This is a genomic window from Pseudanabaena sp. CCNP1317, assembly GCF_034931345.1.
Lineage (GTDB): Bacteria > Cyanobacteriota > Cyanobacteriia > Pseudanabaenales > Pseudanabaenaceae > Pseudanabaena > Pseudanabaena galeata.
This window is the reverse complement of sequence record NZ_JAYGIF010000056.1, coordinates 1-14,338: the sequence shown is the minus strand read 5'-3', so window position 1 is coordinate 14,338 and position 14,338 is coordinate 1. Positions and strand designations below refer to the sequence as shown.

Annotated in this window: 13 protein-coding genes and 1 pseudogene; 9 read left to right on the top strand and 5 right to left on the bottom strand. The window is 42.0% G+C overall.

All coding sequences use genetic code 11. From position 1 onward, the window contains the following. Positions 1-616 precede the first annotated feature (616 nt). Positions 617-1,444, top strand: a complete 828-nt coding sequence (locus tag VB775_RS11025; RefSeq protein WP_281008069.1) for a septal ring lytic transglycosylase RlpA family protein — start codon at positions 617-619, stop codon at positions 1,442-1,444. Positions 1,445-1,485: 41 nt separating this feature from the next. Here the strand turns inward: VB775_RS11025 and VB775_RS11020 are convergent, their stop codons facing one another. Next, complete coding sequence (locus VB775_RS11020) at positions 1,486-2,376, bottom strand: vWA domain-containing protein (RefSeq protein WP_281008070.1); 891 nt, start codon at positions 2,374-2,376, stop codon at positions 1,486-1,488. Positions 2,377-2,886: 510 nt separating this feature from the next. Between VB775_RS11020 and VB775_RS11015 the strand changes: the two genes are divergently transcribed. From VB775_RS11015 to VB775_RS11000, 4 genes are all read left to right on the top strand, one after another. Next, complete coding sequence (locus tag VB775_RS11015; RefSeq protein WP_281008071.1) at positions 2,887-4,383, top strand: adenylate/guanylate cyclase domain-containing protein; 1,497 nt, start codon at positions 2,887-2,889, stop codon at positions 4,381-4,383. A gap of 195 nt (positions 4,384-4,578) precedes the next feature. Continuing rightward, a complete protein-coding gene (locus tag VB775_RS11010; protein WP_190578036.1) occupies positions 4,579-4,962 on the top strand; it encodes a response regulator transcription factor in 384 nt (127 codons plus the stop codon). Positions 4,963-4,964: 2 nt separating this feature from the next. Then, a complete protein-coding gene (locus tag VB775_RS11005; protein WP_281008072.1) occupies positions 4,965-6,251 on the top strand; it encodes a vWA domain-containing protein in 1,287 nt (428 codons plus the stop codon). Positions 6,252-6,327: 76 nt separating this feature from the next. Continuing rightward, positions 6,328-7,152: an FHA domain-containing protein gene (locus tag VB775_RS11000; RefSeq protein WP_281008073.1), complete on the top strand. Its 825-nt coding sequence runs from the start codon at positions 6,328-6,330 to the stop codon at positions 7,150-7,152. A 138-nt stretch (positions 7,153-7,290) separates the two neighbouring features. On the opposite strand, the gene VB775_RS10995 is transcribed toward VB775_RS11000, so the two are convergent. The 4 genes from VB775_RS10995 to VB775_RS10980 all read right to left on the bottom strand — a co-directional run bounded on the left by VB775_RS10995 (position 7,291) and on the right by VB775_RS10980 (position 10,129). Beyond that, positions 7,291-8,565 (bottom strand): after-VIT domain-containing protein, encoded by a 1,275-nt coding sequence (locus VB775_RS10995; protein ID WP_281008074.1) that lies wholly within the window; start codon positions 8,563-8,565, stop codon positions 7,291-7,293. Between the two features lie 40 nt (positions 8,566-8,605). Next, on the bottom strand, positions 8,606-8,731 hold the full coding sequence (locus VB775_RS10990; protein ID WP_281008075.1) for a hypothetical protein: 126 nt from the start codon (positions 8,729-8,731) through the stop codon (positions 8,606-8,608). Between the two features lie 79 nt (positions 8,732-8,810). Further along, a complete protein-coding gene (locus VB775_RS10985; RefSeq protein WP_323216792.1) occupies positions 8,811-9,425 on the bottom strand; it encodes a DedA family protein in 615 nt (204 codons plus the stop codon). Positions 9,426-9,493: 68 nt separating this feature from the next. Further along, positions 9,494-10,129, bottom strand: coding sequence for an exopolysaccharide biosynthesis protein (locus VB775_RS10980; RefSeq protein ID WP_281008077.1), 636 nt, complete (start codon positions 10,127-10,129; stop codon positions 9,494-9,496). 201 nt (positions 10,130-10,330) lie between these two features. Between VB775_RS10980 and VB775_RS10975 the strand changes: the two genes are divergently transcribed. The 4 genes and pseudogenes from VB775_RS10975 to VB775_RS10960 all read left to right on the top strand — a co-directional run. Further along, on the top strand, positions 10,331-10,858 hold the full coding sequence (locus VB775_RS10975) for a hypothetical protein (RefSeq protein WP_281008078.1): 528 nt from the start codon (positions 10,331-10,333) through the stop codon (positions 10,856-10,858). 103 nt (positions 10,859-10,961) lie between these two features. Next, on the top strand, positions 10,962-12,878 hold the full coding sequence (locus VB775_RS10970; RefSeq protein ID WP_281008079.1) for an aminopeptidase P family N-terminal domain-containing protein: 1,917 nt from the start codon (positions 10,962-10,964) through the stop codon (positions 12,876-12,878). Between the two features lie 104 nt (positions 12,879-12,982). After that, complete coding sequence (locus VB775_RS10965; RefSeq protein WP_281008080.1) at positions 12,983-14,131, top strand: AAA family ATPase; 1,149 nt, start codon at positions 12,983-12,985, stop codon at positions 14,129-14,131. 22 nt (positions 14,132-14,153) lie between these two features. Beyond that, positions 14,154-14,338 (top strand): annotated as a pseudogene (locus VB775_RS10960) (IS4 family transposase); the annotation flags it as partial.

Sequence of the window (14,338 nt, the reverse complement as noted above, 5' to 3'; positions counted from 1 at the left end):
TATATGTAATATCAAAGCCGAAAATACAAGTAGCGGCGCTACTTGTATTTTCGGCTTTATGCAAATCTTCAGACCGCTATACAAGCATGAAACGCCGCAGGTATTTCATGCTTGTATATACCCGTCATTAAAACCCAATAATTAGTAGTGCGGCACAAAGCGCTGTACTTACTAATTATTGGGAAGGGCATAGACCCTACAAGGAAATATTGCATGGAAGTGAGCTATCTAAAACTCAGAAAAAAGCAATAAACGACTCAAAGAATAATGTGTAAATCTTGTCATTAGCGATCGCAAATCTTATCAATAATCGAACAAACATCTCATAGTGAGCGATAGACAGCAAAGTTTTAACTGAATTTTTTAGTCAAATTGGATGCTAATGGTTTTATCTCTTTCGCAAGGATGATTTATGATCCCCGCTAATATCGTAGTTTAAAAAACGGCTGTCACCTTTTACTAATTTTAAATCCCATATATTCAAATATCTTAAACCTTAAATTTATTGATTTTTATGATTAATTTGTCTTTTTATACTTAGTAAGCAAACACCTTTTACCATGCTTATTTTTAAATGCAGCCTAAAAACATCTTTGTTGCTTAACCACTAAAACATATGACTACATCATCAGCTCTTTGGGCGATTCCCTTGGTTTCGCTTATCTCTGGCGCGTCTTCACCATCAATTGTCAATGAAACTTATAACCAACCTAGTAGTTATAATTCTCTGCTCACTCACCAAGACAAACCTTTTGTGATCCATAGCAATTTATTAGAATCTATTCAACCTAAATATGTAATCGAGTTTCGTTCAAAACCTACCAATGAATGGATGATCATGGTGAATAATCAGCCAACATTTTTGGTTAAAGATTTACCTAATGCGGTGATTGCTGCGGCTCATCTGACGATGATGATGAATGCACCAGACTTTGATCCCTATTACTTAGAACCACTTGCTTTAGATGGTGAATATATTGGTAAATATAAAAATTCCATCCTATTTAAAATCCCCAAATCAGAGGTTGTGAACCCCTCGCTAAAATTGACTCAATGGATTAATAACTTACGGGTTAGTGCTGGAGCAGAGCCGCTAACTTTAGTAGAAGCCCAAAAACAAATGCATCAGTTAGCCGCTACTGGCGAACAAATTGATGGTCTTGCTTCTTGGTATGGGCCCTATTTCCAAGGTCGGCAGACAGCTTCAGGGGAGCAGTTTGAACAACGAGATTTCACGGCTGCACATCCTAGTTTGCCCTTTGACACATATCTCAAAGTTACTAATCAGCAAAATGGGAAGTCCGTAGTGGTGAGAATCAATGATCGCGGGCCTTACTTTGGCGATCGCAATCTCGATTTGTCCCACGCCGCCGCGATCGCCCTCAACAGCGATGAAGCTGGCGTTGTACCAATCGTCGCTACCATCCTAGTATCAAACAATTAGTAAACAACTCAAAAACAAAGGTGAATTAATGCACCTTTGTTTTAACGTAGGTTTTCAGTACGTGTACCAATATCCAGAAACTGAATTAGTTTTACGGGATCGGCATTAAACATGAATGCTCTAGCATCGGGGGTAATCTTATAGCCCTCCTTTTCCGCAGCTTTTTGCGCCGAGTAGGGCAAAGGGCTAGATAAATCAAACATTAAACGAGCATAGGGATCGCTTAACACTTCAGCAGTATTGGGGAAAGACACAGGTTGTGTATATTCTGCGGAAAGGTGAATGTTATACAGCAAAACTGAACCATCAGAAGTACTCAATTTTCTGAGATTAAGTGCTTCTTCGGTAGGATCGCCATCAGTAGACTCACCATCAGTAATATTGATAATCGTAGGCGGATAGCTATTGGGATGTTTTTCAATCCATTCCTCTAGCAAAATTCGCGCCAGTGCAAATACACTACACATGGCTGTCCCACCACTAGCGATCGGCTTAAACCAAATGGGAAAATCGTTGTAAACTTCAACTAAACCGCCCATACCGTCAGGTAGTTTTTGAGCGCGTTTCTCCAATTCAGTCGGATTTTCATAAATCTTACCAATGGGAGCGATCGCTTTCTCGCCTGCAAGTCCATTCAGAGCCGATGTCACTTCGCTGTTGTAACCAATCACGCCAACATCAAAATAATCGTAAATTTCGTTACCCTTGACGCATCGTTGACCTAGCGAATCCAACAAACGATTTACCGCATCGGCAACGGCTTGAGCTTTCTGGATCGCTTCACTAGTCTTATGCAAACTTTCATTTGCTCCTTTAGCTGTCCCTTTACTAGCACTATCATTAGAAAATGCATCTGCCATCGATCCAGATTGATCGATGAGGAAGAGGAAACAACTAGGTTGACGACGGCTGATTTCTGCTGAGTAAGGCATATTAAACTTACCCGATTCCTTATTTAGTTATGTCTCAAGAATTACACCATTTATCGCTAAAACGAACCATAAGAAATTTTTTGAAAGTGTTGCTTTGCGACACTTTCAAAAAATTCTTGGGTTGAGTTTGAACGAAATATGTTGTGAATTCAGTCTAGCAAAGGTAAGCTCAATAAAAAACTTCCTGATAGAAATTCAGCTATTTAACTTATCAGCTATTTAACTTACGGCAATTGCCGATCAAACGAGCCACAAGAAAAATCCTGAATACGTTGCTTCGTGTCACTTTCACAATTTTTCTTGATTTGGGTTTGAAGCGCAAATCGCTGTATTTTAGGCTCCATGAGACTTACATGCAGCTTGCGTCATAGGTAACTCTTGTTTTTAATTAGCCCTAGATACTTGCTAAGCCTTATGGCGTTTGTTTCTAATCAATTAGTCGTTATGATATTTAGAATGGGTGATGCCTAGCATCACCCATTCTAAATATCACTATACAGATCTTAATTTATGCAATCTGTCAATCTCAAAAAGATACTCCTCAAAAGGGAAATATTATCCTTGTTGAGAGGATTAATTTCTAAACTCTCTTCTCCAATTGTAATTCAAGATCTAGAAGGGAAAGTTTTGGTTGCAGATTTAGGGCTAGATATGACGACCAATGTTAAACACAGTCTAGAAAATAACGGAAATAAGACTGTAATTGAGAATCAGCCTGCAAATAAAGACTTAAATAAAATCCCTGTATTACTAAGTGATGAAATATTAGGATGGGTAATCGGGAAGGAGCAAGTTGAGCAAGTTGCTAATTTTTTGAGCTATCTAGCTAAGCGTGAATTTGAACAGAAAATGTTGGCGGCTGACGCTTTGGATAAATACCGAGAGATCAATCTTCTCTATACGATCGCTAGCAAGATGTCAAACTGTCTAGATGCGAAAGAGATTGGCACGCTTGTTCTGGAAGAGGCTAGTCGATTAATCTCATGTACCAGTGCCTCAGTCATGCTCCATAATCATCACACTAATTGTCTGGAAATCGTATCGGCTAAAGGTACTGCCGAACAAATCAATAGCTTAAATGTTCCTGCTAATGTGGGCATTGCAGGATATGTATTCACGACAGGGAAATCTGAGCTAGTCAATGATGCGATGCAAGATCCACGATATATTATCAACGAGAACGAATGCTATGCGATCATTTGTGCGCCAATTCTTACTAAAGATAGAACGATAGGTGTAGTTAATATCAGCAATTCTGAACCTATAAGTTATACATCTCAAGATCTTAAGCTATTTACAGCAATTGTCACCCAAGCTTCTGGAGCTATTGAAAATGCAATTCTCCATGAGAGTAAATTACGAGAACAGAGAATCAAAAACAATTTGGAAAGATATCTATCACCACAGGTAGCCGAAGCAGTTATCAATGAGAAAGAGGAGGTGTCATTAACTACCAGTAAACGCAAAATTGCTATGTTATTTTCCGATATTCGTAATTTTACGACTAAGTGCGAAGAACTGGAGCCTGAGCAACTTGTGGATTATCTAAATGAATATTTCACACAGATGGTAGATGTGATTTTCAATCATCAGGGAACCGTCAATAAGTTTGTGGGCGATATGATTGTGGCGATGTTTGGCGCACCTTCGGCGATCGCTGACCGTGAATATTGGGCGATCGCTGCTGCCATCAATATGCAAAAGCGGATTAAAAGTTTGCCAATTGATTGGATTAGGAATAACTTTATTACAGGGATTGGGATTAGTTCTGGAGAGGTAATTGTGGGAAATATTGGTTCACCACAGCATATGGACTATACAGCGATCGGTGATGAGATGAATATTGCTTCGCGATTACAGGGATTGGCAAAGGGTGGACAGATTTTGGTGACGCGCAGTGTTTATGAAGCAACCCAAGCAAATTTTGAGTTTAGAGAGTTTGGAACTTTGCCTGTAAAGGGAAAAAAGAATCTTGTAGAAATTTTCGAGGTGATTTACGAAGACTAAAAAAAGCTGAATATAAACCCAAAAGAGAATGGCAGCACTTCGCGCCGCCATTCTCTTTTGGGTTTATATTAATGTAATAGTAAAGTACTAAAATATTGAAAAAGTGGCGCAATGCGTCGCTTTACCAGATTATTTTTGAACTCAAAGCGCTGTAAGTGATACATTAGTCATGAGATACATCGTAAAGGCTTAAAGATGAGCAAAAAGCTATTAATTGTTGACGATGAACCGCATATCCGTTTGCTCTTAGAGCAAACCCTTGAAGAGCTAGAAGATCAAGACGTAGAACTATTAACAGCAACTAATGGTTTAGAAGCACTGGAGACAATTCAGAGGGAAAAGCCAAATTTAGTATTCTTAGACGTAATGATGCCAAAAATGAATGGTTATGATGTCTGCGAAAAGGTTAAGGGTGATCCTAGTCTGAGTGATGTTTATATCATTATGTTGACCGCCAAGGGGCAAGAATTTGATCGCAGTCGGGGGAAAGATGTTGGGGCTGACATCTACATGACAAAACCCTTTGACCCCGATGAGATCTTAGAAAAATCCTGTGAAATTCTCGGAATAGAAACTTAAAAATGAGCGTAAATTTGACCTGTAAGTTAAGCGATCTCGTTCTTGATAGGAACCAAGGCAGCAGTCAACGTCAATTGGCGATCGCTGTTTCTGCTAACGCTGCTGTTGATGGCAACAATGCACCGCTTAACTTGTGCCTTGTCTTAGATCACAGTGGCTCCATGGGAGGACAACCCCTTGATACGGTCAAACGTGCTGCTCGCGATCTCGTAGATCGCATGTATCCGCAAGATCGGATTAGCGTAATTGGCTTTGATCACAAAGCTAATGTAGTTGTCGAAAATCAACCCGTAGATCGGATTGAATCGATCAAAGCCAAGATTCAATCTCTCAAAGTATCGGGCGGTACTTGTATCGATGATGGCATCAAGCTGGGTTTGCAGGAAACTAGTAAGGGCAAAGATGGCACTGTGAGCCAGATTTTTGTGCTGACCGATGGCGAAAATGAACATGGTGACAATGAGCGTTGTTTCCAGTTTTCGCGCTTAGCAACGGAATACAATATGACTCTGCATAGCCTCGGTTTTGGGGATAGCTGGAATCAGGATGTACTGGAACGTATTGCTGATGCTGGTGGTGGTGCGATGGCTTATATTCCCTCGCCAGAAGCGGCTGGGCAAGAGTTTCAGAAACTGTTAAAACGGGTTCAAGCGATCGGGCTAACTAATGCCCATTTGATTTTGCAGCTTTCACCCCATGTCAGACTTGCCGAATTAAAGCCGATCGCTCAAGTTGCACCTGACACGATCGAATTAGCCTATCAAACCGAGGGAGACGCGATTATTGTTAGACTTGGCGATCTGATGACAGATGTGGAACGAGTAGTGCTATTTAATCTCTATATTAGCCCTGCTAATTATATTGCCGAATATCCCGATCGCTCGGAAATTCCCATTTTGACGGCTCAAGTTCGTTACGACGTTCCCTCACAAGCGCAAATTAATGCGCTGTCGTCACCTATAGCGATCGCGGCTGAGTTAGTCCAAGACTATATGCCACAGGTCGATCCGCAGATACAAAATCATTTGTTAGCTTTAGCCAAATATCGTCAGACTCAACTTGCCGAACAAAAATTGCAGCAGGGCGATCGCGCAGGGGCGGCGACAATGTTACAATCTGCTGCTAAAACCGCTTTGCAAATGGGTGATCATAATGCCTCAACGATTTTGCAAAACAATGCAACCCGACTGCAAACGGGTACGTCTCTAAGCGAAGCCGATCGCAAAAAAACACGTATCGCATCCAAAACCGTATTGCAAACACCTCCTAACTCATTACCAGATAAGTAAATACTGCTAAACACTATTGATAGCGTGATCGTGAAGTTCACAGCGAATATATAAACTGTCCATTTAAGTTGCCCTTATGATTATTTGTCCTAGTTGCGCTCATGCCAACCCTGATGGAGCCGTAAACTGCGAAGCCTGTTTTACGCCATTACCGATTGTCAAAAATATTCAATGTCCTAGTTGCGGTGCATCTGTGTTATCAGATGCTAAGTTTTGTGGACATTGTGGGTTTAATCTAAGTGGGGCAACTGCGATCAATGCGCTCCCAGATATTCATGCTGAAAATGAGATCGCAGCATCGATCCCATCAACTGAAGTTTTCCCCGTACTACCTATTTCCAGCGCCATGTCAAATTCATTACCTGATGCGACGACCGAAGATGATTCGGCTGCAAATTTAGTAACTAATTCCTTCGCCGAGGTTCCAACTCTTCCCAAATTTACTGATATCGAAAATTTGCTTGCCGCAGAGGAGGAGAATCCACCGATCTCATCTCCTGTGAATGAGCCGATTATTGCTTCAAGTGCGTCAGCAAGTTCACCCGTAGGTATCAAGACCCAGTTACAGCAATTTACCGCGTCTTTGCTACATGTGCAGACTAATCTCACGATTGAAATTCCTGCCCACTTACCAGTTGTTCATATTGGCAAGCCAAATACGGTAATTCCTCCTGATATTGATGTGTCAGGTTTTCCAGATTCGGATATTGTTTCGCGTATTCATGCGGATATTCGGGCTGAGGGAGGCTCTTTCTATTTTGAGGATACGGGTAGCTCTAACGGCACTTATATCAATAATTTGCCTCTACCTGCGGGAAATCGTCATAAGTTGAGGGCTGGCGATCGCATTTCTTTGGGTAAGGGAGATAAAGTTAGTTTTGTATTTCAACTTAGCTCATAGCTTACAGCGCTTTGCGCTCAATCCCAAACCAAGAGAATTTTTGAAAGTGTTGCTTTGCAACACTTTCAAAAATTCTCTTGGTTTGTTTGATCGGTAGTTGCAGTTATTATAAAAAAGGGACGCAAAGCGTCCTTTTTTTTATAATAACTGCAACACTATACGAATCTTGCCGTTGATTGGAGTAGGCGATCGCCATTCTAAAATTAGCTTTTCCAACTCAGCGATCGCCTTAGCATCCTTTAAGAGCGAACCTTGATGATCGGTCGCTATGTTGCTGATGCGATCGCCTGAGATCTCAAGATTGAAAGTGATCGTTCCCGTTGCCGATACAGTAATTTGCTGAGACTGGATATAACTTACCAAGGAGGCGGTTATATCACTGGGTAATTCCGACTGAATCTGCAAAACCTTGATATTAGTTACGGCTACCTTATTCTCATAATCCGCAGGGGCAGTCGTCGCAGGGCTGGTCAACTTTGCGGGTGGTGCAGAAGGCGCTTGCTTAGCAGCCTCAGCTGTAATTGGTGCAGTTTGAGACAAAGTATCTATATTAGGAGGTTCTAAACGCCTTGCTGGTTCCGATGGACTTGCTTCTGTTTTACCTACAATAGAACCAAGATTATCTTCCATGCGCTGACGGTTACTAGACTTGGAAATATTAGATGAAACACTAGGTTCAGGGGCGATCGCCACTTTTTCGGATCGCTCCAGATTATTGCGATCGCGGTTGATTGCTTGAGGCGATTGAGGACGGCTAGATGCGGCAGCATTAGGGCTTGCGGCAGAAGGAGAAGGATTGAGGTCTGGCTTGAGTGGACTTGCCGCTTGGTCTTGAGAAGTAGCGGCAGGAGGTGCAGATGGAATTATCGATACTTTCTCAGGATCGGCAGCAGCAGGGGTAGAAGCAATTTGATAGCTGGGTTGTTCGCCAAAGGGTGATGAAACGAGGCGAATTGTACCAATACTGACACCAGCGATCGCGATCGCCCCTGCAACAATTTTGAGCCAGTTAGGATGGAGACGACGGACTTCTAGGACTAGGTTGGGCAAGATCACAAACTCATTGCTACAGAGTTCTAGACTTTCGTATAGGTCAAATAGTTGTAAGGTCGATAATTGCAACTTTGGCAGTTTAGGAACAGCGATCGCATGATCTAGAGTTTCAAAATCATCTTGAGCTAACCAGCGATCACAATAGGTGGTTACGCCTTCGATCAAATTGGTGATTTGCTGCTGGTTGCCTTTAATTACTTTTTTGCTATGCGCTAATTGCAACCGAAACCGCAAATTTTGAGCAACGATTTGAGATTGCCAATCCGATAGAGGCGATCGCTCTGTCCACACCTCTAGTAAACAGGTCGGCAATTCATAGCGGCGGCTCAGAGTATTTGATTCCGAATGGGAGTAACGCATGAGGCTTATATTCGGTTAGTTTGGCTCTTGCCTTGACTTTTTAGAGAATGTTTTTTTGAGCGTATTCTCTAAAACCTGCTATTTCTACTTTGATTATATAGGCGATCGCATTTGCTTGACAGTACTTTGCTCTCAAAAGCATAATGGCGGCGCTTCGCGCCGCCATTATGCTTTCGTGAATTAAAAACCAAACCCAGTAAGGGTTTTAAAAACACAAAATGGCGTAGCCATTTTGTGTTTTGGTATTATTTGCGCGATCGCTTCCAGAGTCGATAACCAATAAATGCGGCGATCGCCAACAAAACACCGAAAACTATAACTTTGGTAATGACATCAATATAATCTTCGACTAACTTGTAATTTTTACCTAAAAAATAACCTGCATAGGTTAAAAAAGTGACCCAGACAATTGTGCCAATCGTGGAATAGAGAAAGAACGGAACCACAGACATTTTGCTAATACCTGCGGGGATGGAAATCAAAGTACGAATACCAGGAACGAGACGACCGAATAAAACCGCCTTTGTCCCATGCTTTTGAAACCAATTCACTGATTTCTCAATATCTTCCCCAGAAATACCAATCCATTTACCATAGCGACCTGCCAACAATTGCAAACGCTGCTGCCCTAATATAAGCCCCGCATAGTACCAAGGGATCGCTCCCAAAATCGTACCAATTACCCCTGCGGCGATCGCAGGAATGACCTGAATTTGCGTATTCGGGAAAGTTGCGGTATAGCCAGCTAAGGGCATAATCAACTCTGAAGGAATCGGGGGAAACAGATTTTCTAAAAACATGAGTAAGCCAATTCCCAGATAGCCTAGGGAATTCATCGTATTCGTAATCCATTCCTGCATTTTATTCGCCAAATTAAAGGTTTTATTTTTTGGTGGTGAGGCTTCGCTGCACCACCAAAAAATTTTGTTTATTTGCCCATCAGGTTTTTAAATCCGACTCTTAGCCAATCATAAAGACTGCTTCCTCCCACCGAGAGGGCATAGAGGATCGAAAGAGTGAGAGTTGCACCAAAAAGACATAGCAACATGCCCGCTAAACTAATTGCCCCATCATCATCTAATAACCCAAACCCTGTCACAAAAATCCCGATCGCAGGTAAAGTATTTGTGCCAGGTATGGGGATCATCATCGATATTGACATTAACGCGATCGCTAATCCAATAAACACTCGTCCCACACGAGTTGTACAAACTAGAGTCAGACGTGGCTTTGATACCCGCTCAATCTTTTGCATCCAAGGAATCCCAGATTTTACAAAACCCTGCACTCGTTTGATAGCGATCGGGCGATGCATAATTCGTGACGGCAACCATGGGGTCTTGGCTCCAACTATCAACTGCACCGCTAGCAATAGCATGACGATCCCAAATGGCACAGAATAGCCTGCCGCAGGAATCGGTAGCGCTGAAGGTAATGCTAACAAGACAAACAAAAAGCCAAAGGTGCGTTCACCAGCTAACTCCAGCACAGATGCTAGGGTTACCTGCTCAGCAGGTGGTTCTTCGATAAAAAATTGGTGCAAGTCCTGAGAAAGTTGAGCCATAATTTAGTAAATGTCATCTGTGATTGAACCGTATCCAAAATCGTAGCGAAAATAGCGATCGAGTTCATCAATAAACGTTATGTTAATAGAGTATGTCGCTAATTGTATTTGTAAGCGTATCTGTGTAAGCGCAGATACGAGAGCACATGGTTACGATGCAATTGCGTAAAGTTTATTCAAGGTAATTGTGGCTAGTTGTCCATGAAAAAGTCTGTTGTTTATCGCACTTTACAAGTTGCTCTGGCAGTTGCTGTCCTATCGATGATCTCCATATGGTCATTTACCAAGCATGTAGATATTGTTTCTAATATTCTGACGGAGATAGATTCTTTACTGGTAATTCTGGCGATCGCTGTAGTTTTTCCATACTTTTGTTTCAAAGTTTTGGGGAAGCTATACACACCACCTAAATTCCGAAATGCCGATCAATCATCATCTTTTAGCACTTCGGAATCTAATCAAGATGAATTTGAAGCGATGCTTAGGCAAGATGCTGAAGTCATGCAGTATCGAGGACATCGATATAAACCAGAAGAATTACATATCAGTAATGACAAAAAAAATGTTAGTAATTTTCAGCCTGTGATTAAATATCGCGGCGTAAGTATGGCAAATAGTTCTGAAGAATCTTCCCAAGATTTACCAGATTCTTTCGCAGCTTTAAGGGACTCCCAAAAGTCAGCCAAGCCCAAAGAACGCATCAAATACCGTGGAGCTTATGTGGATTAAAAGTAAAGGCGGCGCTAAGCGCCGCCTTTACTTTTTGGCTATGGGTTAAAATTTTTACAGATCAAATTTTTCTCTATATTTTCTCCATAACAGACATAATTTCATGGTTTTATTGCCGACTTTGCCCGCAGAATCATCCAGCCCATCTCTTGACTTGCCAAGCGAATCTAAAGGAACTGCACAAAAATTTGCAGCGCTGCGATCGCAACTTGCCAAACATAAATTAGATGCCTATTTTGTCCCTTCCGCCGATGAGCATCTTAATGAGTACTTGCCTGAAGCCAAGCAACGCCGTCAATGGATTAGTGGATTTACTGGCTCCGCAGGTGATTTTTTAATTAGCACTGACAAAGCATGGGTATTTGTAGATTCGCGCTATTATGAGCAAGCGGATATGCAAGTGGATGAGAACCTCCAAAAGGTCTGCAAAGTCGGATTAGAAGATCATCAAACTGTGGAAGAAGTTCTCGAAGATCTTGGGCAAAAAGCCTCAGCGCAGTTGCAAACCTTGCGATTAGGTATCGATCCCTTCACGATAACCGTTGCTCAATATCGCCGCTTTTATGCCCAATTAAGCGCCAGTGGCGTAGAGATTGTGCCTGTCCTTGAGAATCTTGTGGATATTGTGCGATCGCAAAGTCCTTGGGCTGAAAGCGAACCTATACCAACCTTTGGAGATCAACCTGTAATTACGCTCCCTGATGCGATTACTGGCGAGAGTGTAGCGAAGAAATTGGAGCGTGTTCGTGAAGCGATGGGTAAAAAGAAAGCTGCGATTTTGCCTGTGACTAAGCTCGATCAGATTGCATGGCTCTATAACTTGCGCGGTCGAGATGTGGAGTGCAATCCTGTCTTCATCAGCTATGCGATCGTCACGAAAACAGATGCATATCTCTTCACCAATACATCGCGCATTGATGAAACTGTGCGCCAAGCTCTGGCTGGACAGGTGCAAATCCTTGAGTATGAGCAGTATATTCCCACCTTGCGATCGCTGGTGGTTGACCATAAAAATGTGCTAGTGGCGATCGCTCAAATCACCTATGGAACTTATCTACAACTCAAGGAATCTAAAGCGAAAACCATTGATGCTGAGCATCCTGTCGAGACTTTCAAGGCGCACAAAAATGCTGTAGAGATCGCGCAAATGCAGCAAGCCAACCTCAAAGCTAGCCTCGCCAAGACTCTCACTCTCAAATGGATAGAAGAACAAATCGATGCTGGTAATAGCGTCAGCGAACGTGATGTTGCTAATAAAATCGAAGGTTTATATAAGCAACAGGAAGGCTTCTACGATCTCAGTTTTCCGACGATCTCAGGTGCTGGTGCGAATGGCTCGATCGTTCATTACAGCAACCCTAATCCTGCTTGCAAGCTGCTTAATGGTGAATTACTACTGTTAGATTCTGGTTCGCAGTTTTATGGTGGTACTACCGATGACACGCGATCGATTAGCATTGGTACGCCGACAGATGAACAACGCGATCGCTATACCGAGGTTCTCAAATCCCATATCAATTGCGCGATGCAGAAATTCCCTAAAGGGACTACTGGCAGCCAAATTGATGGAATCGCTCGTTCTTCGATGTGGCAAAGTGGGCTAGATTTTGGACATGGCACTGGGCATGGTGTGGGTGTATTCCTGAATGTCCATGAGGGACCCAATGGCATCAGTAAACGTGTCAATCAATCTCTCGATCTTGGCACGATCAACAGCATCGAACCGGGGTATTACAAACCAAAATGGGGTGGTATTCGCTTGGAGAATCTCTATTTTGTGAAAGAAGTTAAAAAACAGGAGTCAGAGAGTTCTCAAGAGGCAGATCCCAATGCGATACCTTGGTACGAGTTTGAATCTTTGACCTATATTCCCTTTGATAAGAAGCTAATCGATCGCCAAAAGCTCAATCCTCAACAAGTCGCATGGCTAGAAAGTTACTATGCTGCTGTGGTGGAGAAGTTGTCACCGATGCTCTCTGAAGCAGAAACAGTATGGCTGAAGCAAGCTTGTAGTTTTTGATAAACAGTAAAAAGAGCGTAAAGCGCTCTTTTTACTGTTATGGATTGTGTTGGTGAGTCGTTTATAATGCGATCAATACCTAAATTTATCTAGCAATCTAACCTATGTCTGAAGATCTGCTTACTGAAATTAGCAATGCTTTTGAACCGTTTGATCCACCGCCGCAGGGTGCTTATGTGGACTGTGGTTCTGTGCGTGGTGATTGGAGTATTTTGACGGAATTAGGTCGCAAGATTATTCGCAGTAAAACTACAACTTGTCAGCTTTACACAGGACATCGGGGTGCGGGTAAATCGACAGAGCTTTTGCGACTGGAGAAACATCTAACCGAGCAGAATTATTTTGTGGTTAATTTTGGGGCGGATGATGAGGACATTGATATTGCGGATACGGAATATGCAGATATTCTGATGGCTTGCACAAAGCATTTGATTAAGAAGGTCAAGTTTGAAGATCAGAATCCCTTAAAAGGTATCTCAAATTGGTTAAAGGACAGAGCAGAAAGTTTATCAGATCTGTTGTTAACTGAATTGAGCTTCGAGGGATTGTCTCTAGAGCAACAGGTTTCGCAAATTACTAAAATCACAGCGACGATTAAGGCTCAACCTGATAACCGTAAAAAGATTCGCGATCGCATTAATGCCAATGCACCATCGTTATTGCAAGTATTGAATGATTTTATTGATGCTGGCAAAAAATCCTTAATCAAACAGGGTTATAAAGATTTGGTGTTGATCGTTGATAACCTCGATCGCATTATCGAAAGTCAAAAATCGGCAAATGAACTCAGCAACTACGATGAGATTTTTATCAAACGTCACGATCAGATGCGGGGTTTACATTGCCATGTGATTTACACTGTGCCAATCGCAATGGTTTATTCAGAACGCTGCACACAGTTACAAAACAATTTTAATGAAACTGATGTGTTGCCGATGATCATGCTTCAGAATGAGAAGGGTGAGAAGAGTGAAGAAGGACTTTCCAAGTTTCGCGAAATCATTGCTAAACGGATTGCGCCGATTGCGATTAATGGTCAAGATATTGGCTTAAGCTTGTCAAAGGCAGTGGAAACACAAGTTTTTGAATCGAAGGAGGTGCTTGAGCGTTTGTGTTTGATGAGTGGTGGACATATTCGGCTGTTTATCAAGATGATTCAAAAGGCTTTGGATCATACCGATGATTTACCAATTTCTCTTAGTACAGGACAAAAAGTTGCAAAAGTAGACAGGAAGGGGTTTTATAAAAGATAACCACATCACAAATAAAACCCCTATGAAAGAGATTAGCGTATTTTGCGAAAAGTTACATGAACATCTGCAATGGAATGGAGCAAGACTCTTATTTGTGTCGATGTTCCTGATCGCACTAATGCGAGTAAAGACAGTAAACCTAGCGGAAATCGCGACAGGATTTAGTGGAGAAGCCAAAGTCGAATCACACTATAAGCGGTTACAGAG

Excerpts from the sequence above, each read along its gene's own strand:
- VB775_RS10985 (WP_323216792.1), bottom strand. The coding sequence starts at position 9,425 with ATGCAGGAATGGATTACGAATACGATGAATTCCCTAGGCTATCTGGGA.
- VB775_RS10995 (WP_281008074.1), bottom strand. The coding sequence starts at position 8,565 with ATGCGTTACTCCCATTCGGAATCAAATACTCTGAGCCGCCGCTATGAA.
- VB775_RS10970 (WP_281008079.1), top strand. The coding sequence starts at position 10,962 with ATGGTTTTATTGCCGACTTTGCCCGCAGAATCATCCAGCCCATCTCTT.
- VB775_RS11000 (WP_281008073.1), top strand. The coding sequence starts at position 6,328 with ATGATTATTTGTCCTAGTTGCGCTCATGCCAACCCTGATGGAGCCGTA.
- VB775_RS10965 (WP_281008080.1), top strand. The coding sequence starts at position 12,983 with ATGTCTGAAGATCTGCTTACTGAAATTAGCAATGCTTTTGAACCGTTT.
- VB775_RS10980 (WP_281008077.1), bottom strand. The coding sequence starts at position 10,129 with ATGGCTCAACTTTCTCAGGACTTGCACCAATTTTTTATCGAAGAACCA.
- VB775_RS11010 (WP_190578036.1), top strand. The coding sequence starts at position 4,579 with ATGAGCAAAAAGCTATTAATTGTTGACGATGAACCGCATATCCGTTTG.
- VB775_RS11015 (WP_281008071.1), top strand. The coding sequence starts at position 2,887 with ATGCAATCTGTCAATCTCAAAAAGATACTCCTCAAAAGGGAAATATTA.
- VB775_RS11005 (WP_281008072.1), top strand. The coding sequence starts at position 4,965 with ATGAGCGTAAATTTGACCTGTAAGTTAAGCGATCTCGTTCTTGATAGG.
- VB775_RS10990 (WP_281008075.1), bottom strand. The coding sequence starts at position 8,731 with ATGGCGGCGCGAAGCGCCGCCATTATGCTTTTGAGAGCAAAGTACTGT.
- VB775_RS11020 (WP_281008070.1), bottom strand. The coding sequence starts at position 2,376 with ATGCCTTACTCAGCAGAAATCAGCCGTCGTCAACCTAGTTGTTTCCTC.
- VB775_RS10975 (WP_281008078.1), top strand. The coding sequence starts at position 10,331 with ATGAAAAAGTCTGTTGTTTATCGCACTTTACAAGTTGCTCTGGCAGTT.
- VB775_RS11025 (WP_281008069.1), top strand. The coding sequence starts at position 617 with ATGACTACATCATCAGCTCTTTGGGCGATTCCCTTGGTTTCGCTTATC.